A 23,974-nucleotide genomic window follows, 5' to 3' on the forward strand; every position below is an offset into this window, starting at 1 on the left:
CTCGATCCCGGCCATACCCGCGCGCGGCGAGAGGCTATGCGACCCCGTTCTTGTTCGTGAATTTCGCAAGTAACACGGCCCTTTCCGCGATGCCAAGAGCCATGTCACGCGATTTGCCGCATGAGCGTAACGGCGGTCTGTGCCGCCTGTTCGCCCATGGGGGTCGAAGTGATGGAGTGTCGTGCCAGCAGCGCATCGTACGCTGACGGATCGGACGTGTAGATGTTGGGCCTGCCTTCGCCGATGGCGGCCCGCTCGACACTGCCGCCGAGCCTGTTCGCCACCGCTTCGGCGACGTCCGCCAGTTCCATCGCGGTGCCGCCGCTGTCGATGAGCAGCGAGGGTGGACCTTCGCTCATCAATTCGGCCAGCGCCAGCGATGTGACCTCGCGCACGGGGACGAAACTGCGCTCCACCCGAATCGGCGCGCGCACTTCGATCGGGCGGTCGGCCAGCGCGTCGATGACGAAGCTCGCCAGTGCGTAAGTCTCGTGCTTGTTGATGAAGGGACCGGAGAGGGCATAAATACGCATGACCAGCGACCGGCGGCCCGGTGCGCTTTCGGCCCAGGCGCCAAAGGCCTGTTCGTCATCGCGCTTGAGCGAGCCGTAGAGCCTGAGGTCGTGCGCTGCATCGGGATCGTCGGCAAAGGCCGCTGCGCCCGAGGATGCCACGAAGATCCGGTCCGCGCCGATTGAACCGAGCGCATCCAGAACTTTGCCCGAAAGCGAGCGGTTGGCAGTGACGTATGCTTCCTCGCTCATCCCGCCGACCTTGTCCTTGGTCAGGAAGGCGAGATGGAAGAGGATCGTCGGCTTCGTTTCGAGATCGGCGAGACTGTCCAGCGGCTGTTGCACGATGCCGTGATCGCCGAAGCGCACTTCGCGTTCGGAACTGCCGAAACAGGCGATACGCGCCCGCGCCGCCTCTTCGCCAAGGGCATCGAACAACCCTGCCAGAAGCGCGCGGCCGATCCAGCCGCTTGCGCCCACGATGACGATGCGCCGGTCGTCGCGGCGCAAGGCGTCGCACGCGGCAGGCGCCAGGGCGACCGCCTCGGCAAGGCGGGGAAGGGCAGCAGCCCGGGCCAAGTTCAGGCTTCCACGTCCTTCGTCGCGAGGTAGTCGATCTCGGGACTCATGCGGTCGATCGGGTTCGATTCCATCGATCCGCTGGCCGTGATGCGGCTGCTGATCTTGGGCAGGTAGGTCTGTTCCGGATCGACAGGCACGATGAAGGCCTGCACGCCCGGCGTTGCCATGCGCTTCAGCACTTCCTCGTCTTTCGTGAAGTCGAGCGGAAGCGTCATGACCGGGATGTCCCAGGCCGCGAACAGCTTCGACCACTGCGGCAGGCCGAGGCCCGAACGCGTGTCGCAGCCGAGGTACTTGCCGTCGAAGTAGTTGCGCTGGGTCATGCGGATCGAGGCGTGGCCCTGATCGTGGAAGATGAAGATCTTCAGATCGAGGTCGTTGATCGCCGCGGTGCCCAGTTCCTGCATGTTCTGGGCAAAGCCGCCGTCGCCCTCGATGAGGATCGTGCGGCGTCCACCAAGATGATCGCGCCCGGCAACCGCCGCGCCGACCGCACCCGACAGGCCATAGCCCATCGAGGCGAGCGACTTGTTGGTCAGCATCCGCTGGCCCAGCTTCTGCTTGTACAGCTGCATCGAGAGCGTGAACGCGCTCCCGCTCGAGCAGGGGATGATGAGATCATCGGGCGTAGTCAGCGTTTCGAGCGCGACGATGAAGTCATAGGGCGAGAGATAACCCTCGCCGGTATTGTTCACCGGCTCAACGCGGGGGACGGCGCGGCGGATCGCCTGAGCCTCTTCGAGCCAGTCATCCTTGCGGGGCAGTTCGTGGCTGACGAACTGGGCAAGGAAGTCGTTGGCGTCGTAGGGCAGGCCGATATCTACGCGCGGGTGGCCCTTCTGCAGTTCCTGCGGGTCGATCTCGACCTGCACGATCTTGGCGTCGCGGCCGAATTCCTGCCAATTGAAGCCGGTCTGCTGCATGCCGAGGCGGGTGCCGACCGCGATGATCAGGTCGGATTTCTGGATTGCGATGTTCGAGCTGCGCTGGCCCCAGGTGTTCGGGCGGCCGAGATAGTTCGGAGCATCGCCGTCGAACCGGTCGGCCCCGTTGTAGGTCGTCATGACCGGGATGCCGAGTTCCTCGATCCGGGCGCGCAGGGTGTTCGCGGTCGTCTGGTCGACGCCGCCGCCGACGAGCAGCACCGGACGTTTCGCGCGGGCGTAAAGCCCGGCGACTTCGCGGATCTCGTCCTCGTCCGCGATGGGAAGGACGGGCGCACCGAATTCGGGAAGTATGCTTTCCTCGACCGTTGCTGCCTGCACGTCGAGCGGCAGTTCGAGGAAGACCGGACCCTTGCGCGGGGTCCAGCTGGGCGAAATGAGGTCGAGGAATTCCTGCGCGCTCACCGGTGCATCGAGGCGGCGGGAAACCTTGGTGGTCGATTCCAGCAGGGCAACGCCGTCGATTTCCTGGATGCCGCGTGAACGGACCTGCCCGCGGGCAAGGTCGGCGGTCTTCACCTGACCGCCGATCACCAGCAGTTCGCGACTTTCCAGCCACGCCCCGCTGACGGCAGTAACGATATTGGTAAGGCCCGGGCCCGCCGTGACGAGCGCCAGCGCCTTTGCGGGTGCCGCGATCTCGTTGAAGTATTCAGCGCCGATGCCGGCCGCGACTTCGTGCACGACGGGAACGCCCGTCAGATAGCGGTCGAGGCTTTCGGTGAGGTGCATGATGTTGCCCCCGCCGACATAGAAGTAGTGCGTATATCCGGCTGCCTTCAGCCATGCACCCATCTGGTCGCTATACTTGATCCCGCCGTTGTCAGGCTTTTTCATCGTGCTTCTCCTTCGTGAGGGCAAGCAATGAGGTGAAGATCGTCATGACCTGGTTCGCGGTGAGCGAGCCGGGCGTGTTGTCGTCGTATCCCCAGTCGGCGTGAAGCGGAAGGTGGACTTGCCCTTCGAAGGGTTCGAGGTGGCTGTTCATGTCGTCGAGATAGACGACGATGTAGCGGCCCTTCTCGCACCAGCCCTGGCTTTGCGCGACGGCAAGCTTGCTGCCGTGCATGCGGATGTCTTCCTGCCCGAACACGGGGACCACGTCGGCATCGTGGAAGGCCAGCGCCTCGCGGATCGATTTGACGTTGCGGGTCGAGAGGATCGCGAACTTGTCGCGGTTCTCGACGAGCAGAGGCTTCAGGCGAAGGAAGAAGTCGTAGACCGGCATGACCTTGGGCCATTCGGGATCGGCCATGATTTCCTCGCGCGCGGCAAAGAACGCCTTGGCGAAGTCCCAGTCCTCGTCGATCGGTTTGATCATCGGGACGGCGGCAGGCTGGGTATAGCGGGTGACGCTATAAAGACGGTTGTACTGCCAGGCGTCGGTGACGACTTTCCGGAATTCCAGAAACTCCTCGTACTCGATGTCCTGGCGGAAACCTTCCCGCCCCTTGGTGCATTTCTCGGCGACCGAGTAGGCCTCGTAGGCGCTGTTGAAGAGCACCCCGTCGAAATCGAGTACGAATTTGACGTCCATGGATCAGAGCCTTTCCCTGAGTGCCTTGGCGCGTTCCTGCGCAGCGCGCGAGATTGCGCCGTGATGGGCTTCCTGCATGTCCAGAAGTGCGACCTCGACCGCAAAAGCATCGGCCAGCGCGCCTTCGTCGAGGAACTTGTCGACGGGCATGACGCACTTGCGCGTCTCGACACAGGCGACGAGCGAACGAAGCTCGTCGTCGGCCAGAAGGGTTTCGCGCGTCTCGCGGTTCACCGAACCGCCCATCGTGGTTTTGAGGCCACGCTTGAGCGCAGCGCGGGCGACGGTCTTCACCATCGCGATCGTTTCGTCGCAGTTGACCCCGTTGCCGCCGAAGCTGGCGGTTAGGTCGGTGCGTCCGACGGTCACTTCGGTCAGCTTGGTGCCGGCGTCGAGCAGTTCCTCGATGCGTTCGACCGCATTCTTCGTTTCCACCGTGACGCCGACGTGGTCGAATGCGCCGTTGGGCAGCATGTCCATATACTTCGACATGGCAAAGCCGCTTTCGATCATCGGCGCGACGACCGAGCGAATGCCGAGCATTTGCAGGAAGCGGATGTCGGATTTCGCCTCGCAACCGCCGATCTTTATCAGGTACGGCAGGTTGTTTCGCAGTGCGAAGGCAAACTCCGCAGCGACGGTATCACGCGATAGTCCCTCGGCCTCGAACTCTCCCTTCAGGCCGACGATTCTCGATAGATCCATGTTTCCCTCGTCTTTTCTTTTCTTGTTGGCGACCCTGAAACGACCGTCAGGAACGGTTGCCCGCGACGAACCCGTGGATCGTCTCGGAAACGTAGTTGAGGTGTGCCTCGGTCAGACCGGGGTAGAGACCGATCCAGAAGCAACGCTCGGTAACTGCGTCGGCATTGGTCAACTCACCAACGACGCGATAGTTGCGATCCTTCATGTAAGGCTGGCGCAGAAGGTTGCCGCCGAACAGCAGGCGCGTGCCGATCTTCTTGTCGTTGAGGAACTTCACGAGGTCGTCGCGGCTGAAGCCCACGTCCTCGCGCAGCGTGATCGGGAAACCGAACCAGCTCGGCTCGCTGTTGGGCGTGGCCTTGGGCAGGATCATCACGTCCTCTAAGTCGCTGAGCATTTCGGTCAGCAGCGCGAAGTTGCGTGAACGGTCGGCGATGAACCCGTCGAGGCGGCCGAGCTGGGCAAGGCCGACGGCGGCCTGCATGTCGGTGATCTTCAGGTTATAGCCGCAGTGGCTGTAGGTGTACTTGTGGTCGTAGCCGAAGGGCAGCGAACCGAGGCGGCGTCCGAAGCGTTTGCCGCACGTGTTATCCTCGCCCGGCGCGCACCAGCAGTCGCGGCCCCAGTCGCGGAACGATTCCATGACGCGCTTGAGGCGCGGCTTGTTGGTGAAGACCGCGCCGCCTTCGCCCATCGTGATGTGGTGGGCGGGGTAGAAGCTGAGCGTGCCGAGGTCGCCGAAGGTGCCGACGCTCTGCCCGTTGTACGTCGCGCCGAGCGCGTCGCAGCAGTCTTCGACCACCCACAGGTTGTGCTTTTCAGCCACGCGCATGACTTCGCCGAGATCGAACGGGTTGCCGAGCGTGTGCGCGATCATGATCGCGCGCGTCTTGTCGGTGACGGCGGCCTCGATCATCTCGGGCTTGATGTTGTAAGTCGGGATATCGACGTCGACGAAGACCGGAACCGCGCCGAACTGCAGCGCCGGATTCACCGTGGTGGGGAAGCCGGTAGCGACGGTGATGACTTCATCGCCGGGCTTCAGCGCTTCGCTGCGGTGATAGTGCGAGGTCAGCGTCTGGAAAGCGACGAGGTTCGCCGACGAGCCCGAGTTCACCGTGATCGCATGCTCGACACCGATGCGAGCGGCAAGCTTTGCCTCGAACTCGGTGTTGAAGCGGCCGGTGGTCAGCCAGAAGTCGAGGCAGCTTTCGGCCAGCAGCTGCATGTCGGTATCGCCGTAGACCTTGCCCGAAACCGGCACCGGGCTCTCGCCGGGGACGAATTCCTTGGGTGCGTGGAAGTTGCGCGCATACTGGCCGACGAGATCGACGATCAGGTTGCGGAACTCGGGTTCGGAGAGGTCGCCGGGAACCTGCCGCGGATCGATTGCGGGTTTGTCGTTCATCGGAAAATTAGGCTCCCTGGAGGGCACGCTCCATGCGTGCACGGTATTGTGTGAGTTGTTCGGATGTAATTGCGCGGGCATCGCCGCCGTCGGCGACCGATCGGTGCCATGCGACGATCCAGCGGATGGTTTCGGCAAGGCCGAGGGCGGGCTGCCAGCCCAGTTTCGCACGGGCCTTGGAACAGTCGAGCCGCAGGAGGTTCGCCTCGTGCGGTTTGGGGCCGTCGTCGAGATCGAAGCCGCCTTCGCCCCATTCGTTGATCATCTTCTCGACGATCCAGCCGACGGGCTGTGTATCGCTGTCGGCCGGACCGAAGTTCCAGCCGTCGGCATAGTCGCGCTCGCCCTTGGCAAGACGCTGCGCGATCAAAAGGTAGCCGCCAAGCGCCTCCAGAACGTGCTGCCACGGGCGGACCGCGTGGGGCGAGCGGATCTGGACGCGTTCGCCTGCGACCATGGCGCGCACGATGTCGGGAATCAGCCGGTCGACCGCCCAGTCGCCGCCGCCGATGACGTTACCGGCGCGGACCGAGGCGAGCAGGGGCGCGCCCTCTCCCTCGAAGAAGGAGCGGCGGTAGGATGCAATGGCGATTTCGGCCGCGCCCTTCGACGAACTGTAAGGATCGTGACCGCCCATCGGGTCGCTTTCGCGGTAGGGCCAGATCCATTCGCGGTTCTCGTAGCACTTGTCGCTCGTCACGCAGACGATGGCATCTAGCGAGGCCGCGCGGCGACACGCGTCGAGCACGTGGACCGTGCCCTGCACGTTCGTCGCGTAAGTGCCGACCGGATCGTCGTAGGACGTGCGTACGATCGGCTGTGCGGCGAGATGGAAGACGACTTGCGGGTCGCAGGCGGCCATCGCCGCATCGACTGCGTCAAGATCCCGAATGTCGCCTTCGATATGCGTGACGAGATTCGCGATGCCTGCTTGATTGAACAGGCTAACGTCCTCTGCCGGAAGAGCGAAGCCGGTAACTTCGGCCCCCATCTCAACCAGCCAGAGCGCGAGCCATGACCCCTTGAAACCGGTGTGACCGGTGAGGAAGACCCTGCGGCCTTCCCAGAAGTCCGGGTTTACCAAGTTTTCCAAGGAGCACCCTTTTCCCAAAGTTCTTCGAGATGCAGCTTGTCGCGCAGCGTGTCCATCGGCTGCCAGAAGCCCTTGTGATGGTAGCCGTGCAGTTCACCGTCGTTGGCAAGGGCTTCCATCGGCTCACGCTCCCAGATCGAGGAAGGCCCGTCGATGTAATCGATCACCGAGGGATCGAGCACAAAGAAGCCGCCGTTGATGAGACCGCCGTCACCAGCCGGCTTTTCGCGGAAGCCGCTGACCCGGTCGCCATCGAATTCCAGCGCGCCGAAGCGGCCCGGAGGGGCAACCGCGGTGACAGTGCCCTTGCCGCCGTGCGACTTGTGGAAGTTTACCAGCGCGGTCACGTCGATGTCGGCAACGCCGTCGCCGTAGGTGAAGCAGAAGGCCTCGCCTTCATCGAGGTAGGAGCGAACGGCCTTGAGGCGGCCGCCGGTCATCGTCTCGGGTCCGGTTTCGACCAGCGTGATGCGCCAGCCCTCGTTCCAGTTGCGATGCACTTCCATCTTGTTTTCCGCCAGATCGATCGTGACGTCGGCGGTGTGGAGGAAGTAGTTCGCGAAATACTCCTTGATCAGGTAGCCCTTGTAGCCAAGGCAGATCACGAAGTCTTTGATACCATGCGAAGAATAGATCTTCATGATGTGCCAGAGAATCGGCATCCCGCCGACTTCGACCATCGGTTTGGGGCGAACGGAAGTTTCTTCACCGAGCCTCGTGCCGAGGCCACCTGCCAGAATTACTGCTTTCAAGTTTCTCTCTCGTAGGTTGCCTCGAAAGGTCTCCGGGCACCGGAAATGCATAATTGAACGACCGCCCCGCGCATGGCCGGACGGTCGGTTGGCGACCCGTGGTATGATACAAACTTATGCTGCACTGCACAATAATTTTCACCGTCGGTTCGGCACATTACTCTGCGGGTACAGCAAACTTAACAAATGATATAGCTATCCCCCCGGAAAGCTTGGAAAATCTTACTCAATGTTGCGGCTCTCTCAACCAACCTGAAGCAACCGTCAACCTGCAGTGCAGCATAAATGATAGCTTTCGAGTATGGCTATAGACAGACCGGGATGCACAACGCCCGAAATCGACGAGTAGTTCCCGACAAACGACGAATTGACCTGAATGTGACAATCGGGTGGCAAGCTCGCATCCGAATCCTGCTTTGTAGAAATTCGGCAATGAGTAGTTCGACAGCGGCTCTGGGCAATCGCCTTGGATATGTTATCCTAACGACGTCTGGGGACACACGGTCCGCCATTCTATCGGGACAATCGACATGACGAACTTTTATCGCACCGTTGTCTGGTGTGCCGCACTGGCCATGGCGGTGCCGGTCGTGGCGGGAGAAAACGACGAGACCGCCGTCACCGACGATGGCGAGAACGCGCAGAAGCCCGATCCCAACGAGATCGTCTGCGAATACCGCCGTCCGACAGGCAGCCGCATCCGCGAGAAGATCTGCCGCACGCGCGCGCAGGCCGAGGAAGAGGCGCGGCTCAACCGGCACATGCTGGAGCGCGGTTCGGGCAGCGTAGGGCGGACGATGGCTTCGCCCAACGGCTGATCTGCGACGAACACACGACGTGCTATTTGTAAAAACCGAAGACGCATAAGAAAAGGGCAGCCCGCGAAAGCTGCCCTTTCCCGTATGATCTCGCTGAACGAGATCGAAGGTAAGCGATAAGGCTTACTTGAGCTCGACGGTGCCGCCAGCTGCTTCGATCTTGCCCTTGATCTCTTCGGCTTCTGCCTTGTTGACGCCTTCCTTGACGGCCTTCGGCGCACCTTCGACGAGAGCCTTGGCATCGGCGAGGCCCAGGCCGGTGATGGCGCGGACTTCCTTGATGACCTGGATCTTCTTGCCACCGTCGCCGGTGAGGATCACGTCGAATTCGTCCTTTTCTTCAGCGGCGGCAGCGCCGTCGCCACCACCAGCAGGTGCGGCAACAGCAACAGCAGCGGCAGCCGAAACGCCCCATGCTTCTTCAAGGGCAGTTGCAAGTTCAGCGGCTTCGAGAACGGTCAGCTGCGACAGTTCTTCGACGATCTTCTGGATATCAGCCATTTGTATTCACTCCTAAGTTCATGCCCGGCGCGGCTGAAATTGCCTGTCCGCCGGCAAATCGCTTGAAACGTCTTATGCAGCGTCCTTGGCGGCGTATGCGCCGAAGACACGGGCAAGCTTCGCAGCCGGGGCAGTCGACAGCTGGGCGATCTTCGTCGCCGGTGCGTTGACAAGACCAACCAGCTTGGCGCGCAGTTCGTCGAGCGAGGGCATAGAGGCGAGCGCCTTCACACCATCGGCATCGAGCACCTGCGAACCCATCGAACCGCCAACGACCTCGAGCTTGTCGGTGGTCTTGGCGAAGTCGATGACGACCTTTGCCGCCGCAACCGGATCGACCGAAGTCGCCAGCGCGGTGGGGCCGGTCAGGAAATCGTCGATACCGGCATAGTCGGTGTCCACGATTGCCCGCTTGGCAAGACGGTTCTTCGCAACCTTGTAAGTCGCACCAGCGTCACGCATCTTCGAGCGCAGCTCGGTCGACTGGGCGACCGAGAGGCCGAGGTTGCGGGTGACAACCACCACGCCGACCTCGTTGAAGGTTGCGTTGAGCTCTGCGACCGCGTCGGCTTTTTGCGAACGATCCATGTTTGCTCCTTCACGTTTGATCGCCTGCCGAAACAGGCGATCGGCTCATTGTGTCCACGCGCCATTGCCCGAAGGCTCCGGCGTGCGGGCGAGTCCGTTCGATCAGGGAAGGAGGAGCGCTTGCCCTTTCGCAAAAGGATGGGCGCGAATGGCAGACCCGAAAGTCGCCTGAAATCTCGTTTCCCCGTCTAGGCTGGAAATTAAGACCGGCATATTCCGGTCACCAACTGTCTCGGACGGATGACGACGGCAAACCGAAAAGGCCCACCGACATCGCGGCGGGCCTCTAAAGGGTTTGGCGAGAGAGTCAAGCCGGGACCGGGCCTTCCTCCTACTCTGCGTCCCCCTTACTCTGCGTCCCCCTTACTCTCCGTCGTAGCCCAGCAGGTCGCCCGGCTGGCAGTCGAGCTCCCGGCAGATCGCCTCCAGCGTGGAGAACCGGATGGCCTTGGCCTTGCCGGTCTTCAGGATCGAGAGGTTGGCAAGAGTGAGGCCGACGCGGTCTGCCAGCTCGGTCAGCGTCATGCGGCGTTCGTGGAGCAGGTCGTCCAGTTTCACGGTCACGGGCATCACACGGTTCCTTCCAGGTCGGCGCGCATCTCGGTTCCCTTGCGGAAAACGCGGGCGAGGACGAAGAGGATGATGACCAGCAGGATCGCGCTGAGCGAGATGCCATCGCCTTCGATGGTATTACCTTCGGTCATCTGTTCCAGCATGACGGCCCCTGCGGAAAGCGGCAGGCTGATGATCTGGATGGCAAGCATGAGCCAGGCCATGCGGGCAAGGCGCGTCGCGTTTTCCGGCACGAAGGGATCACCTTCGCCCACGGTATTGACGATGCGGCGGCACAGCCATGTCACGACGAAGACCATGCCAAGGACGATCGCACCAAGCCCGGCCATGCCGGCAAGCACGGGCAGCGCGTCGGGCACGACGCCTTCGGCGTTCAGCTCTGCGATGATCTGGGCGCGGAACAGGAAGATGGCCGGGACCGCGACGGTGCAGATGACGGCCGCGAGCCCGGTGATCACCTGGATGATGATGAGGATGACCCGCGCGATGGCAAGCAAGGGGTCGATGCGTTTTAGCGACATGGGCGGGGCTCCTTCGTGTAAGAGTGTCAGGTCGGGAAGGACCGGTCGTCAGGCGACGACCGGCGCAACCGCAACCGCTGCCGAGGCGTAAGTCATGGCGGGCGTGGTGACCGTGGATGCCCACATGCCGACCGTCAGCAAGATGGCGGCGAACACGGCGGTGAGGTTGGTCTGATTGAACGTCATTTTCCGAACTCCGATATGGGTGATATCGATATTCAATAATACGGGATGCAATTATCGTCAATCGATAAATATCGAAAAACGATATGTCGTTGATTGTTTTACGGAAAATCCAGGTGCGGCAGAGCGCATCAGGCCGGCCGAGACAGCAAAAAAGCAGGATCGAAACGCGGTCCGCACCCTTTGACAGGGGCGGGGGCGGCTCCTATATGCGGCCTCGTTCGAAGGCTTCGAGCAAGGCGGCCCTGGCGCGGGGGCCGACCCGGGATGGAGGCCTCGGATTCAGCGAAACGACGCGACGGCTGTGGGCCGGGAATACCTCGGAAAGGGGCGGATTCCCGTTTGTCCTGCGGCCTTTTGTCGTTTTTGCAGTATCGCACGCGTGCGACGAAATCCCCTGCCGGGGCGGCAGACCGACTCGAATGTCGGCAGGTCCGAATCGGCACAACACGAAGCAGAGGCTCCATACCTTTATGGCAACCCAGCTGAACGAGGCGGGCATCCGCCCGACTGCCAAGAAGCGCATCCGCAAGATCTTCGGCGACATTCACGAAGTCGTCGAAATGCCGAACCTGATCGAGGTTCAGCGCGAGAGCTATGAACAGTTCCTGCGCTCCGATCCGGCGACCGGCTATGTCTCGGGCCTTGAAAAGACCCTGCGCTCGGTTTTCCCGATCCGCGACTTTGCGGGCACGGCGGAACTGGACTTCGTCCACTACGAACTGGAAGAGCCCAAGTACGACACGACCGAGTGCCGTCAGCGCGGCATCACTTACGCGGCCCCGATGAAGGTCACGCTGCGCCTGATCGTGTTCGAGATCGATCCTGACACCGAGGCCCGTTCGGTCCTCGATATCAAGGAACAGGACGTTTACATGGGCGACATGCCGCTCATGACCGAGAACGGCACGTTCATCGTCAACGGCACCGAGCGCGTCATCGTCTCGCAGATGCACCGCTCACCCGGTGTCCTGTTCGACCATGACCGCGGCAAGACGCACTCGTCGGGCAAGTACCTGTTCGCCGCCCGCGTCATTCCGTACCGCGGTTCGTGGCTGGACTTCGAATTCGACGCCAAGGACATCGTCAACGTGCGTATCGACCGCAAGCGCAAGCTGCCGGTCACCGCGCTGCTCTATGCACTGGGCCTCGACAGCGAACAGATCCTCGACCACTTCTACGACACCGTCGTGTGGGAACGCGGCGAAGGCGGCTGGAAGATCCCGTTCACCGCAGAAGGCTGGCGCGGCCAGAAGCCGGCGTTCGACATCGTCGACGCGGCATCGGGCGAAGTCGTCTTCCCGGCCGGCACCAAGATTTCCCCGCGCGCTGCCAACAAGGCGGCCAAGGACGGTCTTGCCAACCTGCTGATCCCGACCGAGGAAATCTTCGGCCGCTATGCAGCCAAGGACATGATCGACGAATCGACCGGTCGCATCTGGATCGAGGCCGGCGAGGAAGTCAGCCCCGAGAATCTCGAAGCGCTGGACAACGCGGGCGTCGACAAGCTCGAGCTGCTCGACATCGACCATATCAACAAGGGTCCGTGGATCCGCAACACGATGCAGGCCGACAAGGCAGAGAACCGCGACATGGGTCTCGAGGCCATCTACAAGGTCATGCGCCCGGGCGAACCGCCGACGAAGGAAACCGCCGAAGCGCTGTTCGAAGGCCTGTTCTTCGACGGCGAACGCTATGACCTTTCGGCCGTCGGGCGCGTGAAGCTCAACATGCGTCTTGGCCTCGACGCCGAAGACACGATCACGACCCTGCGCAACGAGGACATCCTCGCCGTCGTCAAGGAACTGGTCGACCTCAAGGACGGCAAGGGCGAAGTCGACGACATCGACAACCTCGCCAACCGCCGCGTCCGTTCGGTCGGCGAGCTGCTGGAAAACCAGTACCGCGTCGGCCTGTTGCGCATGGAACGCGCGGTCAAGGAACGCATGAGCTCGGTCGACGTGTCGACCGTGATGCCGAACGATCTCATCAACGCGAAGCCCGCGGTGGCTGCCGTTCGTGAATTCTTCGGTTCTTCACAGCTCTCGCAGTTCATGGACCAGACCAACCCGCTGTCGGAAGTCACCCACAAGCGCCGCGTTTCGGCGCTTGGCCCGGGTGGTCTTACCCGTGAGCGCGCAGGCTTCGAAGTCCGCGACGTCCACCCGACGCACTATGGCCGCATCTGCCCGATCGAAACGCCCGAAGGCCCGAACATCGGTCTGATCAACTCGCTTTCGACTTTCGCCCGCGTCAACAAGTACGGCTTCATCGAAACTCCGTACCGCAAGGTGATCGATGGTAAGGTGACCGGCGAGGTCCAGTACCTGTCTGCCATGGAAGAGCAGAAGAACACCGTGGCGCAGGCCTCGGCAGACCTCACCAGCGAAGGTACGTTCGTCGAGGATCTCGTCTCGGCCCGCCAGAACGGCGAGTTTGTGATGAGCCCGTCCGAACAGGTCACGCTGATGGACGTGTCGCCCAAGCAGCTCGTCTCGGTCGCCGCATCGCTCATTCCGTTCCTGGAAAACGATGACGCCAACCGCGCACTCATGGGCTCGAACATGCAGCGTCAGGCCGTGCCGCTGGTCAAGGCCGAAGCGCCTTGGGTCGGCACCGGCATGGAAGAAACGGTGGCCCGCGATTCCGGCGCCGCCATCTCGGCCCGCCGCGGCGGCGTGGTCGACCAGGTCGACGCGACCCGTATCGTGATCCGCGCCATTGGCGATGTCGAACCCGGCCAGTCGGGCGTCGACATTTACCGCCTCCAGAAGTTCGAGCGCTCGAACCAGTCGACCTGCATCAACCAGCGTCCGCTGGTGAAGGTGGGCGAAGTCGTGCAGGCCGGCGACATCATCGCCGACGGCCCGTCGACCGACATGGGCGAACTGGCGCTGGGCCGTAACAGCCTCGTCGCGTTCATGCCGTGGAACGGCTACAACTACGAAGACTCGATCCTGATCAGCGAACGCATCGTGAAGGACGACGTGTTCACGTCGATCCACATCGACGAGTTCGAGGTCATGGCCCGCGATACGAAGCTCGGCCCCGAGGATATCACCCGCGACATCCCGAACGTCGGCGAGGAAGCGCTGCGCAACCTCGACGAGGCAGGCATCGTCTATATCGGTGCCGAAGTGCACCCGGGCGACATCCTGGTCGGCAAGATCACGCCGAAGGGCGAAAGCCCGATGACGCCGGAAGAAAAGCTTCTGCGCGCCATCTTCGGTGAAAAGGCAAGCGATGTGCGCGACACCTCGCTTCGCCTGCCGCCGGGCGTGTCGGGCACGATTGTCGACGTTCGCGTCTTCAACCGTCACGGCATCGAGGTCGACGACCGTACCCGCGCGATTCAGAACGAGGAAATCGAACGCCTCGCCAAGGACCGCGAGGACGAACGCGCCATCCTCAACCGTGCGACCTACAACCGCCTTCGCGACATGCTCGTCGGCCAGACCGCCTCGGCGGCTCCGAAGGGCGTGAAGAAGGGCGGCGAGATCACCGAGGAACTGCTCGACGAAGTCGAACGCCACGAATGGTTCAAGTTCGCGGTTGCCGACGATGGTCGCCAGGCCCAGATCGAAGCCGTCAAGGAACAGTACGACGAGGCCGTGAAGGCCATCAACGCCAAGTTCGAGGACCGCAAGGAAAAGCTCGAACGCGGTGACGAACTGGCACCGGGCGTGCTGAAGATGGTCAAGGTTTTCGTCGCGGTGAAGCGCAAGCTGCAGCCGGGCGACAAGATGGCCGGCCGTCACGGCAACAAGGGCGTCATCTCGCGCATCCTGCCGGCCGAAGACATGCCCTTCCTCGAAGACGGCACTCCGGTCGATCTGGTTCTGAACCCGCTGGGCGTGCCGTCGCGCATGAACGTCGGTCAGATCTTCGAGACCCACCTCGGCTTTGCCGCACGTGGTCTTGGCATGCAGATCGCAGAGCAGCTCGACGAATGGCGCTCCAACAACCCCGACGCGATGGCCGGCCCTCCGCCCGCCGCGCTGATCGACAAGTTGAAGGACGTCTACGGCGAAAACTACTACGACGACATCGAGAACCGCACCAGCGAGGAGGTCGCCGAACTGGCGAACAACCTGCGCCGCGGTGTCCCGATGGGCACCCCGGTCTTCGACGGCGCGCGCGAAGGCGACGTGACGACGATGCTGGAAAAGGCAGGCTACGAAAGCTCGGGCCAGTCGGTGCTTTACGACGGTCGTACCGGTGAAGCCTTCGACCGCAAGGTCACCGTGGGCATCATCTACATGCTCAAGCTGCACCACCTCGTCGACGACAAGATCCACGCGCGTTCGATCGGCCCCTACTCGCTCGTCACCCAGCAGCCGCTGGGCGGTAAGGCGCAGTTCGGTGGCCAGCGCTTCGGTGAAATGGAGGTCTGGGCTCTCCAGGCCTACGGCGCGGCCTACACGCTGCAGGAAATGCTGACCGTGAAATCGGACGACGTTGTCGGCCGTACCAAGGTCTACGAAGCGATCGTCAAGGGCGACGACACCTTCGAGGCCGGCATTCCGGAAAGCTTCAACGTGCTCGTGAAGGAAATGCGCTCGCTGGGTCTCAACGTCGAACTGTCCTCGCTCACCGACGAGAGCGACGAAGACGGCATGGCCGAGGCTGCCGAATGAGGAAGCGCGGGCGGGCCCACGCGCCCGCCCGCACCCCATTCGCTGAAGGTTTTTCCCCTCAAGGGATTTGAAAAATGAACGAACTGACCAAATTCGCAAACCCGGTGGCCAAGCCGGAAACGTTCGACCAGATCCAGATCGGCCTTGCCTCGCCCGAGCGCATCCGTTCCTGGTCGTTCGGCGAGATCAAGAAGCCGGAAACGATCAACTACCGCACGTTCAAGCCCGAACGTGACGGCCTGTTCTGCGCGCGCATCTTCGGCCCCGTGAAGGACTACGAGTGCCTGTGCGGCAAGTACAAGCGCATGAAGTACAAGGGCGTGGTCTGCGAAAAGTGCGGCGTCGAAGTCACCGTGACCAAGGTCCGCCGTGAGCGTATGGGCCACATCGAACTGGCCGCGCCCGTCGCGCACATCTGGTTCCTGAAGTCGCTGCCCTCGCGCATCGGCCTTTTGCTCGACATGCAGCTCAAGCAGCTGGAGCGCGTGCTCTACTTCGAAAGCTACGTCGTCATCGAACCGGGCCTGACCCCGATGGAGAAGTTCCAGCTTCTCACCGAAGACGAACTGCTCGACGCGCAGGACGAGTATGGCGAAGACGCGTTCAGTGCCGGCATCGGCGCCGAAGCGGTCAAGATCATGCTCATGGAACTGGACCTTGAGAAGGAACGCGATGACCTGATGGAAGAGCTGGCGACGACCAAGTCGACGCTCAAGCCTGCCAAGATCATCAAGCGCCTGAAGGTCGTCGAAAGCTTCATCGATTCGGGCAACCGCCCCGAATGGATGATCCTCGACGTCGTTCCGGTCATTCCGCCCGAACTGCGCCCGCTGGTTCCGCTGGACGGCGGCCGTTTCGCGACTTCGGATCTCAACGATCTCTATCGCCGCGTCATCAACCGCAACAACCGCTTGAAGCGCCTGATGGAACTGCGCGCGCCGGACATCATCGTCCGCAACGAAAAGCGCATGCTGCAGGAAGCCGTCGACGCCCTGTTCGACAACGGCCGCCGCGGCCGCGTCATCACGGGCGCCAACAAGCGTCCGCTGAAGTCGCTGTCCGACATGCTCAAGGGCAAGCAGGGCCGCTTCCGCCAGAACCTTCTGGGTAAGCGCGTCGACTATTCGGGCCGTTCGGTCATCGTGACCGGCCCGGAACTCAAGCTGCACCAGTGCGGCCTGCCCAAGAAGATGGCGCTCGAGCTGTTCAAGCCGTTCATCTACGCCCGCCTCGATGCCAAGGGTCTTTCGATGACCCTGAAGCAGGCCAAGAAGTGGGTCGAGAAGGAGCGCAAGGAAGTCTGGGACATCCTGGATGAAGTCATCCGCGAACACCCCGTCCTCCTGAACCGCGCACCGACGCTGCACCGCCTCGGCATCCAGGCTTTCGAGCCCGTGCTGATCGAGGGCAAGGCGATCCAGCTGCACCCGCTCGTCTGCTCGGCCTTCAACGCCGACTTCGACGGTGACCAGATGGCCGTCCACGTGCCCCTGTCGCTGGAAGCCCAGCTCGAAGCACGCGTGCTGATGATGTCGACCAACAACATCCTCTCGCCCGCAAACGGCAAGCCGATCATCGTGCCTTCGCAGGACATGGTCCTGGGTCTCTACTACCTTTCGATGGAGCTGGAGAACGAGCCGGGGCAGGGCATGGCCTTCGCCGACATGGCCGAAGTGCACCAGGCACTTCAGGTAGGGGCCGTTACGCTGCACTCGAAAATTACCGCCCGCGTCCCGCAGACGGACGAGGACGGCAACGAGTACACCGCCCGCGTCGAAACGACGCCGGGCCGCATGCTCATCGCAGAGTGCCTGCCGAAGAGCCACAAGGTGCCCTTCGAAGTCGTCAACCGCCTTCTCACCAAGAAGGACATCGGTGACGTCATCGACGAGGTCTATCGTCACACCGGCCAGAAGGACACGGTCCTGTTTGCCGACGCGATCATGGTCCTCGGCTTCCGTCACGCCTGCCGCGCCGGCATCTCGTTCGGCAAGGACGACATGATCATCCCCGAAACTAAGGAGGAGATGATCGCGGAGACCAAGGCGCAGGTTGCCGAGTACGAGCAGCAGTACCAGGACGGTCTCATCACCTGGCAGGAAAAGTACAACAAGGCGATCGACGCCTGGTCCCAGTGCGGTGACAAGGTCGCTGCCGAGATGATGGACCGAATCAAGTCCCAGCCCGTGGACGAAGAGACCGGCCGCATGAAGCCGATCAACTCGATCTACATGATGAGCCACTCGGGTGCGCGTGGTAGCCCGGCCCAGATGAAGCAGCTGGCCGGTATGCGCGGCCTGATGGCCAAGCCGTCGGGCGAGATCATCGAAACGCCGATCATCTCGAACTTCAAGGAAGGTCTGACCGTTCTTGAATACTTCAACTCGACCCACGGCGCGCGTAAGGGCCTTGCCGATACCGCACTGAAGACCGCGAACTCGGGTTACCTGACCCGTCGTCTGGTCGACGTGTCGCAGGACTGCGTCATCGTCGAAAACGACTGCGGCACCGAAAACGCGCTCGAAATGCGCGCGATCGTCCAGGGCGGTTCGACCATCGCGTCGCTTGGCGAACGTATTCTTGGCCGCACGCTGGCCGAGGACATCGTCCACGCCAAGACTGGCGAAGTGCTGGCCAAGGCGGGCGACCTGCTCGACGAAGCGGCGATCAAGGTTATCGAGGAAGCCGAAACGCAGGTGGCGAAGATCCGTTCGCCGCTGGTCTGCGAAGCGCAGCAGGGCGTTTGCGGCACGTGCTACGGCCGTGACCTTGCCCGCGGTACGCCGGTGAACATCGGCGAAGCCGTCGGCGTCATCGCGGCGCAGTCGATCGGTGAACCCGGCACGCAGCTGACGATGCGTACGTTCCACATCGGTGGTGCGGCGCAGCTTAACGAAACCTCGCACCTCGAGGCGGTTTCGGACGGCAAGGTCGTCTATCGCGACATGCCGACAATCGTCGACAAGCGTGGTCGCCGTCTGTCGATGGCCCGCAGCGGTGAAATCCTCGTCATCGACGCCGAAGGGCGCGAGCGCGAGATGCACCGCGTACCCTACGGTACCGTCATCATGTTCGAGGACGGTGCCCAGGTGAAGCAGGGCGACCGCATGGCCGAATGGGATCCGTTCACCCTGCCGATCATCACCGAGCAGTCGGGCATCGTGAAGTACCAGGACCTGGTCGACACCAAGACCCTGGAAGAGCGCGTCGACGAAGCCACCGGCATCGCCCAGCGCGTCGTGATCGAGTATCGCTCGGCCGGTCGTGCCAAGAAGGAAGACCTGCGTCCGCGCATCACCCTTCTGGGCCAGGCAGGTGACGAGACCGAGGCCGCCCGCTACATGCTGGCACCCGGCACGACCCTGTCGGTCGAGGACGGCCAGGAAGTGCAGGCCGGTGACATTCTCGCCCGTGCTTCGCGCGAAGCTGCCAAGACCCGCGACATCACCGGCGGTCTGCCGCGTGTTGCCGAGCTGTTCGAGGCCCGCAAGCCGAAGGACAACGCGGTTATCGCCAAGGTCTCGGGCCGTGTCGAATTCGTTCGCGACTACAAGGCCAAGCGCAAGATCGCGATCATTCCGGAAGAGGGTGATCCGGTCGAGTACCTAATCCCGAAGTCGAAGGTGATCGACGTTCAGGAAGGCGACTTCGTGAAGAAGGGCGACAACCTGATCTCCGGCTCGCCCGATCCGCACGACATCCTGGAAGTGCTCGGCGTCGAGGCGCTGGCCGAATATCTCGTGAACGAGATCCAGGAAGTCTATCGTTTGCAGGGCGTGAAGATCAACGACAAGCACATCGAGGTGATCGTTCGCCAGATGCTGCAGAAGGTCGAGATCACCAACGGCGGCGACACAACGCTGCTTCCCGGTGAACAGGTCGATTACGAGGAAATGCTCGAGTACAACGCGAAGCTCGACAAGGGTAAGCAGCCGGCAGAGGGCAAGCCTGTCCTCCTCGGCATTACCAAGGCTTCGCTGCAGACCCGTTCGTTCATCTCGGCAGCATCCTTCCAGGAAACCACGCGCGTGCTCACGCAGGCCGCGGTCGAAGGCAAGAAGGACTCGCTGATCGGTCTGAAGGAAAACGTCATCGTCGGCCGTCTCATCCCCGCCGGTACCGGCGCGGGCATGAACCGCGTCCGCGTGGCCGCTTCCAGCCGCGACGCGGCCCTGCGCGCCCAGTATCGCAAGATGCAGGAAGCGCTGATCGCTGCCGACACGGCCGAGGAAGAGCACGCGGCCGAACTGGCACAGGGCCCCGAAGCGGCAATCGGTGACGATCCGCTGGCCGCCGTCGAAGGCGAGACCCACGGTCTCGACGCCGATGCGGGCGATTATCTGAACGAAGATGCTGCCGATCACGACGGTAGCGAGGAAAAGCGCGAGAACTGATAGTTCTCCGCGGATTTTCCAAATCCTGAAACAATGAGCCCTCGCCGGAGCAATCCGGCGGGGGTTTCGTTTTGGAACAACATGATCGCCGTTTTCGTCGTTTACTGGCGATTTACCTTCCCGCTTTACGCTCGCCCCCCTGAACGGTTTTGCTTATTCGGGGGAATGAACCGGTTATGGGAGGCAGACAGGCCGCCCTTTTTGGTCGCTCGGACTATTTGATGGTCCGCCGTCTGCAGGACTATGCCGATCGCGGCCAACTCGCGGCGGCAACGTCGGCTTTCGGGGCCTTCATCACATGTGTCATCCGCATTGGCGGGCAGGGCGTGCTGATCCAGTTCGCGTGGCTCGGCTTCATGCTTGCGATCAGCCTCGCCCGCGTGGAACTGATCCGCCGGTTCGTCCCCGAATCGATCGACCTGACCTATTTCCAGAAACAGCAGCGCTACGTCATTGCCCTCGGCATTGCCGATTCGATCGGCTGGGGCGTGGGCATCGCGATGTTCGCCACTTTCGCACAGGATGCCGAACTCTACCTTCTCTCGGTCCTCGTCGCCGGGGTGGTGACCGCATCGATGATCTACTATCGCGCGCTGCCGCGCATCTGCGCAGTATTCGTCGGCACAATGGCGCTGACCGGATACGGCATCAGCTACGCGACGTTCGGACGGATCGAGGTTGTTTCCTTCGCGCTGATCACCGCGCTCGCCATGATTTTGTTTCGCGGGATCTACGATGACGCCAAGCTCTACAAGCGCAAGTTCGAGGGCGAGGCGGAGCTGGCCGAAAGCGCGGAAACCATCCAGCTGCTCCTCCACGACTACGAAGCGCAGAGTGCCGACTGGTTGTGGCAGGTCGACAAGGGCGCCTGTCTCGTCGCGGTCTGCGACCGTTTCGGTGAAGCTGCGGGCTGCGAATCGTGGAACCTCGAAGGGCGGGAAATGGTCTCGCTATTCGATCACGGGCCGCAGCGCGAACTGCTGGCCCATCGCCTGCTGGTGCGCCAGCCGTTCCGCGACCTGACGATCAGCCTTACCGTCGGCGGCGAAACCCGCTGGTGGACGATGTCGGCAAACGTCTGGGACGACGGCACGATGCATGGCGTGGCGCGCGATACCACCGATACGCGCCAGGCGGTCGAACGCGTCAGCTTCATGGCGCACCACGACATGCTGACCGGCATCGCCAACCGCTTCCTGTTCGGCGAAACGCTGGCCGAAGTGCTGGATCGAAAGCAGACGGCAGGTGGGCTGGCGCTGCTCTATCTCGATCTCGACCATTTCAAGCAGATCAACGACACTTTCGGGCATTCGACCGGCGACCGCCTTCTGACCGAAGCATCGAAGCGGATCAGCGGCGCCGTCAAGTCCCATGATCTCGTCGCGCGCCTTGGCGGTGACGAATTCGCGGTCCTGCTGACGCGCCTCTCGGATCAGGAAACCGCCAAGGTCGTCGCGCAGCGCATCGTCGACGAGATGGAAAAGCCCTTTGTCCTGGGTGACCAGAAGCTGTCGACCAGCACCTCGATCGGCATCGCGCATGTCGATCGCACAATGGAAGGCGCGGCGCGCAGTCCCGATACGCTGCTGCGCCAAGCCGACCTTGCGCTCTATGCCGCCAAGGCGCTGGGCCGGGGCACTTTTGCGGAGTTCGAGCCGTGGCTGGAGGAACGCGACCGCGAACGCGCACAGCTCGAAGCCGATCTCAAGACCGCGATCCAGAACGACGAGTTCACGCTCCACTACCAGCCGCTCTACGACATTGCCCAGCGCAGGACTCTCGGCTTCGAGACACTGGTGCGCTGGCAGAGCCCGATCTGGGGCGTCGTCATGCCCGGCGAATTCATCTCGCTCGCCGAAGACAGCGGCCTCATCGTCTCGCTGGGTGAATGGATCATTCGCAACGCCATCGAGGAAGCGGCGAGCTGGGAAGAGAAGGAAACGGTGGCGATCAACCTGTCGCCGCTGCAGATGCGGTCGCCCCGACTGATCCCGACCCTGGCCGAGGCAATCTGCACGACCGGCATCGACCCTGCGCGGATCGAGCTGGAAATCACCGAGAACATGCTGATGCACGACAGCGAGCGGAACGTGGCCATGCTCCACGAACTGCGCGACATGGGTATGCGCATCTCTCTCGACGACTTCGGGACCGGGTATTCCTCGCTGAACTATTTGCGCTCGTTCCCCTTCGACAAGATCAAGATCGACAAGTGCTTCGTCGAGGACATCGAGGACCGCGAGGACTGTCAGGCGATCGTGCGCGCCGTCATGCATCTCGCGGGCGCGCTGGGAATGTCGACAGTGGCCGAAGGGGTGGAGCGCAAGAGCCAGCTGGAATGGCTGCGCGCCGAAGGGATCACGCAGATCCAGGGCTATCTCATCTCCTATCCCGTCAATGCCGAGGAACTGAGCGACGGACGCCCCTTCAACGAGGATCGCGCCCAGTGGTTCAGGCCGCCTGAAATGCGCGGCAAAAAATGCGATGACGAAGGTGAGGCCCGCAGTGCAGGCGACGGGGACGCGCTCGAAGACGCGGCCTGATCGCTTCGGGCATGACAATTGCCGTCATGCTCGTGGATTGGGCGCTTTTCCGGATTGCTGACACGCGCGGCCGTTTTTAGCCTCGCCCCATGTTTACGCCCCAACTCCTGCTCGGCATCGTCTTTGCAACGATCGGCATCTTCGTGACGCTGATGGGCGTCGACCACATGCGTAAGGGCGGAGAAGGCGACAACAAGAAGCTGATCGCCTCGGGCGTCGTGCTCGCTGTCCTCGGTATCGTCCTCGCCGTAATCTAACCGGATGCGCCCTCTTCAGGATAACTCCACCCGCCGCCCAGCGCCTTGATCGCGGCGGCATGGGCATCGATCGCCTGCGCCTTGGCCGACAGGGCTGCGCGCTCCGCCTCGTCATAGGCAAGCCGCGCCCGGTTGAAGGCGATAAGCGAATCCTCGCCCGCTTCGTACCGCTGCCGAGCCATCTCCACGCTCGTCGCTGCATCGGCCCGCGCGGTCTCCAGCGCGGCCCATGCCGCCCGCGCCGCGTTGTAGCGGTTGAGCGCGGTCTCGCTGTCGGCCAGCGCTGACAGCACGGCCTGTTCGTATGTGGCCGCGGCTTCGTCGGCCCTGGCATCCGCCGCCCTGATCTGCGCGCGGATCCGCCCGCCTGCAAAGATCGGCCACGCCAGCGTCGGTCCGACCGTAAAGCGCAGCGAGTCCCCTGACGCCAGATCGCCGACCGACCGCGCCTGCTGTCCGATCGAGCCGAGGAGAGAGATCTTCGGGAAAAGCTGCGCGGTCTGCACTCCGACGTCGGCGGTCGCGGCGGCTAGCTGGTACTCGGCTGCGATCACGTCGGGGCGGCGGCGCAGGACATCGGCGCGAAGCCCTGCGCGCACAGCTCGCGGAGGGGTGGGGACGGGGGCAGGCTCGTCCAGAAGATCGGCGGTGCCTTCGGGTGGCTTGCCGGTCAGGACCGCAAGGGCATTTGCGGCGGCAACCGCCTTGGCCTCGGCAGCAGGAACGCGGGCACGGGCTGCGGAGAGCGCCGCGTCGGCATCGGCGGCGGGGCCGCGCGCGATTTCACCCGCCTCGTAGCTCTGGCGGGCGAGCCTTGCGATGGTTTCGCGGGCCGATACGTCGCGCCTTGCAAGTTCACCTTCGGCCTGGGCCTCGCGAAGCTGGACATAGGCGCGGACCGTCTCGGCCACGACGCGCAGGCGAGACTCTGCCGCCAGCGCATCGGCAGCGCCAAGCCGATAGCGTGCAGCTTCGATCCCGCGCTTCGTGCCGCCCCACAGGTCCAGTTCCCACGAGGCGTCGAACCCTGCGTCGAACAGAGAGTATTCGGGTGCGAAACCGGGCAGCGAGCCTACGGGTAGCTGGCCGTTCTCGGACAGGCGTTGGCGCGTGGCCGATGCATTGGCGGCAACTTCGGGCACGCGTCCGCCTGCTGCCGCATCGAGCCCAGCGCGCGCCTGCCGTAGCCGCGCCTCTGCCTGCGCGATGTCGAGATTGGCGGCGACGGCTTCTTCGACAAGACGGGCCAGCACCGGATCGCCCAGTTCGCGCCATGCCTCGACATCGGGGGCGGCACTGTCGATGTCGCCTTGCGACCACTCGCCGACTTCGCCGGTGATTTCTGGACGCTCGTAATCGGGCCCGACGGTGCAGGCCGACAGGGCGACGAGCGGCAGGGCAAGGACGAGAAGCTTGCGCAACGGTT

At 62.8% G+C, this 23,974-nt stretch carries 18 protein-coding genes; 5 read left to right on the top strand and 13 right to left on the bottom strand.

Translation table 11 applies throughout. The features are described from left to right. Positions 1 to 104 precede the first annotated feature (104 nt). From A9D15_RS07605 to rfbF, 7 genes are read right to left on the bottom strand one after another with little or no spacing between them, the layout of a single operon-like run. The gene (locus A9D15_RS07605) at positions 105 to 1,091 is read right to left on the bottom strand and encodes an NAD-dependent epimerase/dehydratase family protein (RefSeq protein ID WP_066763656.1); all 987 of its coding nucleotides are present in this window, start codon (positions 1,089 to 1,091) and stop codon (positions 105 to 107) included. A 2-nt stretch (positions 1,092 to 1,093) separates the two neighbouring features. Beyond that, positions 1,094 to 2,875, bottom strand: coding sequence for a thiamine pyrophosphate-binding protein (locus A9D15_RS07610; RefSeq protein ID WP_172807490.1), 1,782 nt, complete (start codon positions 2,873 to 2,875; stop codon positions 1,094 to 1,096). Beyond that, positions 2,862 to 3,575 (bottom strand): hypothetical protein, encoded by a 714-nt coding sequence (locus A9D15_RS07615; protein WP_066763657.1) that lies wholly within the window; start codon positions 3,573 to 3,575, stop codon positions 2,862 to 2,864. The genes A9D15_RS07610 and A9D15_RS07615 overlap by 14 nt, the downstream gene beginning before the upstream one ends. Positions 3,576 to 3,578: 3 nt before the next feature. Beyond that, positions 3,579 to 4,280 (bottom strand): hypothetical protein, encoded by a 702-nt coding sequence (locus A9D15_RS07620; protein ID WP_066763658.1) that lies wholly within the window; start codon positions 4,278 to 4,280, stop codon positions 3,579 to 3,581. A gap of 46 nt (positions 4,281 to 4,326) precedes the next feature. Continuing rightward, positions 4,327 to 5,688, bottom strand: a complete 1,362-nt coding sequence (gene rfbH, locus A9D15_RS07625) for a lipopolysaccharide biosynthesis protein RfbH (protein WP_066763661.1) — start codon at positions 5,686 to 5,688, stop codon at positions 4,327 to 4,329. A gap of 7 nt (positions 5,689 to 5,695) precedes the next feature. Next, positions 5,696 to 6,781 (bottom strand): CDP-glucose 4,6-dehydratase, encoded by a 1,086-nt coding sequence (gene rfbG / locus A9D15_RS07630; RefSeq protein ID WP_156521699.1) that lies wholly within the window; start codon positions 6,779 to 6,781, stop codon positions 5,696 to 5,698. Further along, complete coding sequence (rfbF, locus tag A9D15_RS07635) at positions 6,766 to 7,533, bottom strand: glucose-1-phosphate cytidylyltransferase (RefSeq protein ID WP_066763663.1); 768 nt, start codon at positions 7,531 to 7,533, stop codon at positions 6,766 to 6,768. The genes rfbG and rfbF overlap by 16 nt, the downstream gene beginning before the upstream one ends. Before the next feature lie 530 nt (positions 7,534 to 8,063). On the opposite strand from rfbF, the gene A9D15_RS07640 reads away from it, so the two are divergent. Next, positions 8,064 to 8,351, top strand: coding sequence for a hypothetical protein (locus tag A9D15_RS07640; protein WP_066763665.1), 288 nt, complete (start codon positions 8,064 to 8,066; stop codon positions 8,349 to 8,351). 123 nt (positions 8,352 to 8,474) lie between these two features. Here the strand turns inward: A9D15_RS07640 and rplL are convergent, their stop codons facing one another. The 5 genes from rplL to A9D15_RS16510 form a co-directional block, all read right to left on the bottom strand. Beyond that, the gene (rplL, locus tag A9D15_RS07645; protein ID WP_066763667.1) at positions 8,475 to 8,852 is read right to left on the bottom strand and encodes a 50S ribosomal protein L7/L12; all 378 of its coding nucleotides are present in this window, start codon (positions 8,850 to 8,852) and stop codon (positions 8,475 to 8,477) included. Between the two features lie 72 nt (positions 8,853 to 8,924). After that, positions 8,925 to 9,440, bottom strand: coding sequence for a 50S ribosomal protein L10 (gene rplJ, locus A9D15_RS07650; protein ID WP_066763668.1), 516 nt, complete (start codon positions 9,438 to 9,440; stop codon positions 8,925 to 8,927). Between the two features lie 363 nt (positions 9,441 to 9,803). Beyond that, a complete protein-coding gene (locus A9D15_RS07655) occupies positions 9,804 to 10,010 on the bottom strand; it encodes a helix-turn-helix domain-containing protein (protein WP_066763670.1) in 207 nt (68 codons plus the stop codon). Further along, positions 10,010 to 10,534 (bottom strand): DUF2975 domain-containing protein, encoded by a 525-nt coding sequence (locus tag A9D15_RS07660; protein WP_066763672.1) that lies wholly within the window; start codon positions 10,532 to 10,534, stop codon positions 10,010 to 10,012. Before A9D15_RS07660 ends, A9D15_RS07655 begins: the two co-directional genes overlap by 1 nt. A gap of 48 nt (positions 10,535 to 10,582) precedes the next feature. Continuing rightward, the gene (locus tag A9D15_RS16510) at positions 10,583 to 10,720 is read right to left on the bottom strand and encodes a hypothetical protein (protein ID WP_156521700.1); all 138 of its coding nucleotides are present in this window, start codon (positions 10,718 to 10,720) and stop codon (positions 10,583 to 10,585) included. 470 nt (positions 10,721 to 11,190) lie between these two features. On the opposite strand from A9D15_RS16510, the gene rpoB reads away from it, so the two are divergent. The 4 genes from rpoB (at position 11,191) to A9D15_RS16515 (ending at position 22,548) form a co-directional block, all read left to right on the top strand. Continuing rightward, positions 11,191 to 15,354: a DNA-directed RNA polymerase subunit beta gene (gene rpoB, locus A9D15_RS07665; protein ID WP_066763744.1), complete on the top strand. Its 4,164-nt coding sequence runs from the start codon at positions 11,191 to 11,193 to the stop codon at positions 15,352 to 15,354. Between the two features lie 74 nt (positions 15,355 to 15,428). Then, the gene (rpoC, locus tag A9D15_RS07670) at positions 15,429 to 19,748 is read left to right on the top strand and encodes a DNA-directed RNA polymerase subunit beta' (protein WP_066763674.1); all 4,320 of its coding nucleotides are present in this window, start codon (positions 15,429 to 15,431) and stop codon (positions 19,746 to 19,748) included. Between the two features lie 221 nt (positions 19,749 to 19,969). Continuing rightward, positions 19,970 to 22,291, top strand: coding sequence for a putative bifunctional diguanylate cyclase/phosphodiesterase (locus tag A9D15_RS07675; RefSeq protein ID WP_172807491.1), 2,322 nt, complete (start codon positions 19,970 to 19,972; stop codon positions 22,289 to 22,291). An 89-nt stretch (positions 22,292 to 22,380) separates the two neighbouring features. Next, positions 22,381 to 22,548, top strand: a complete 168-nt coding sequence (locus A9D15_RS16515; RefSeq protein WP_156521701.1) for a DUF2964 family protein — start codon at positions 22,381 to 22,383, stop codon at positions 22,546 to 22,548. Here the strand turns inward: A9D15_RS16515 and A9D15_RS07680 are convergent. Beyond that, positions 22,545 to 23,969: an efflux transporter outer membrane subunit gene (locus A9D15_RS07680; protein ID WP_066763678.1), complete on the bottom strand. Its 1,425-nt coding sequence runs from the start codon at positions 23,967 to 23,969 to the stop codon at positions 22,545 to 22,547. The genes A9D15_RS16515 and A9D15_RS07680 overlap by 4 nt on opposite strands. Between the last annotated feature and the right edge of the window lie 5 nt (positions 23,970 to 23,974).

This window comes from Croceicoccus pelagius (assembly GCF_001661915.1).
Classification (GTDB): Bacteria; Pseudomonadota; Alphaproteobacteria; order Sphingomonadales; family Sphingomonadaceae; genus Croceicoccus; species Croceicoccus pelagius.

What these genes read in the sequence shown, in the direction of transcription:
- A9D15_RS07610 (WP_172807490.1), bottom strand. Translation starts at nt 2,875, where the DNA reads ATGAAAAAGCCTGACAACGGCGGGATCAAGTATAGCGACCAGATGGGT.
- A9D15_RS07615 (WP_066763657.1), bottom strand. Translation starts at nt 3,575, where the DNA reads ATGGACGTCAAATTCGTACTCGATTTCGACGGGGTGCTCTTCAACAGC.
- A9D15_RS07620 (WP_066763658.1), bottom strand. Translation starts at nt 4,280, where the DNA reads ATGGATCTATCGAGAATCGTCGGCCTGAAGGGAGAGTTCGAGGCCGAG.
- rfbH (WP_066763661.1), bottom strand. Translation starts at nt 5,688, where the DNA reads ATGAACGACAAACCCGCAATCGATCCGCGGCAGGTTCCCGGCGACCTC.
- A9D15_RS07640 (WP_066763665.1), top strand. Translation starts at nt 8,064, where the DNA reads ATGACGAACTTTTATCGCACCGTTGTCTGGTGTGCCGCACTGGCCATG.
- rplL (WP_066763667.1), bottom strand. Translation starts at nt 8,852, where the DNA reads ATGGCTGATATCCAGAAGATCGTCGAAGAACTGTCGCAGCTGACCGTT.
- rplJ (WP_066763668.1), bottom strand. Translation starts at nt 9,440, where the DNA reads ATGGATCGTTCGCAAAAAGCCGACGCGGTCGCAGAGCTCAACGCAACC.
- A9D15_RS07655 (WP_066763670.1), bottom strand. Translation starts at nt 10,010, where the DNA reads ATGCCCGTGACCGTGAAACTGGACGACCTGCTCCACGAACGCCGCATG.
- A9D15_RS07660 (WP_066763672.1), bottom strand. Translation starts at nt 10,534, where the DNA reads ATGTCGCTAAAACGCATCGACCCCTTGCTTGCCATCGCGCGGGTCATC.
- A9D15_RS16510 (WP_156521700.1), bottom strand. Translation starts at nt 10,720, where the DNA reads ATGACGTTCAATCAGACCAACCTCACCGCCGTGTTCGCCGCCATCTTG.
- rpoB (WP_066763744.1), top strand. Translation starts at nt 11,191, where the DNA reads ATGGCAACCCAGCTGAACGAGGCGGGCATCCGCCCGACTGCCAAGAAG.
- rpoC (WP_066763674.1), top strand. Translation starts at nt 15,429, where the DNA reads ATGAACGAACTGACCAAATTCGCAAACCCGGTGGCCAAGCCGGAAACG.
- A9D15_RS07675 (WP_172807491.1), top strand. Translation starts at nt 19,970, where the DNA reads ATGGTCCGCCGTCTGCAGGACTATGCCGATCGCGGCCAACTCGCGGCG.
- A9D15_RS16515 (WP_156521701.1), top strand. Translation starts at nt 22,381, where the DNA reads ATGTTTACGCCCCAACTCCTGCTCGGCATCGTCTTTGCAACGATCGGC.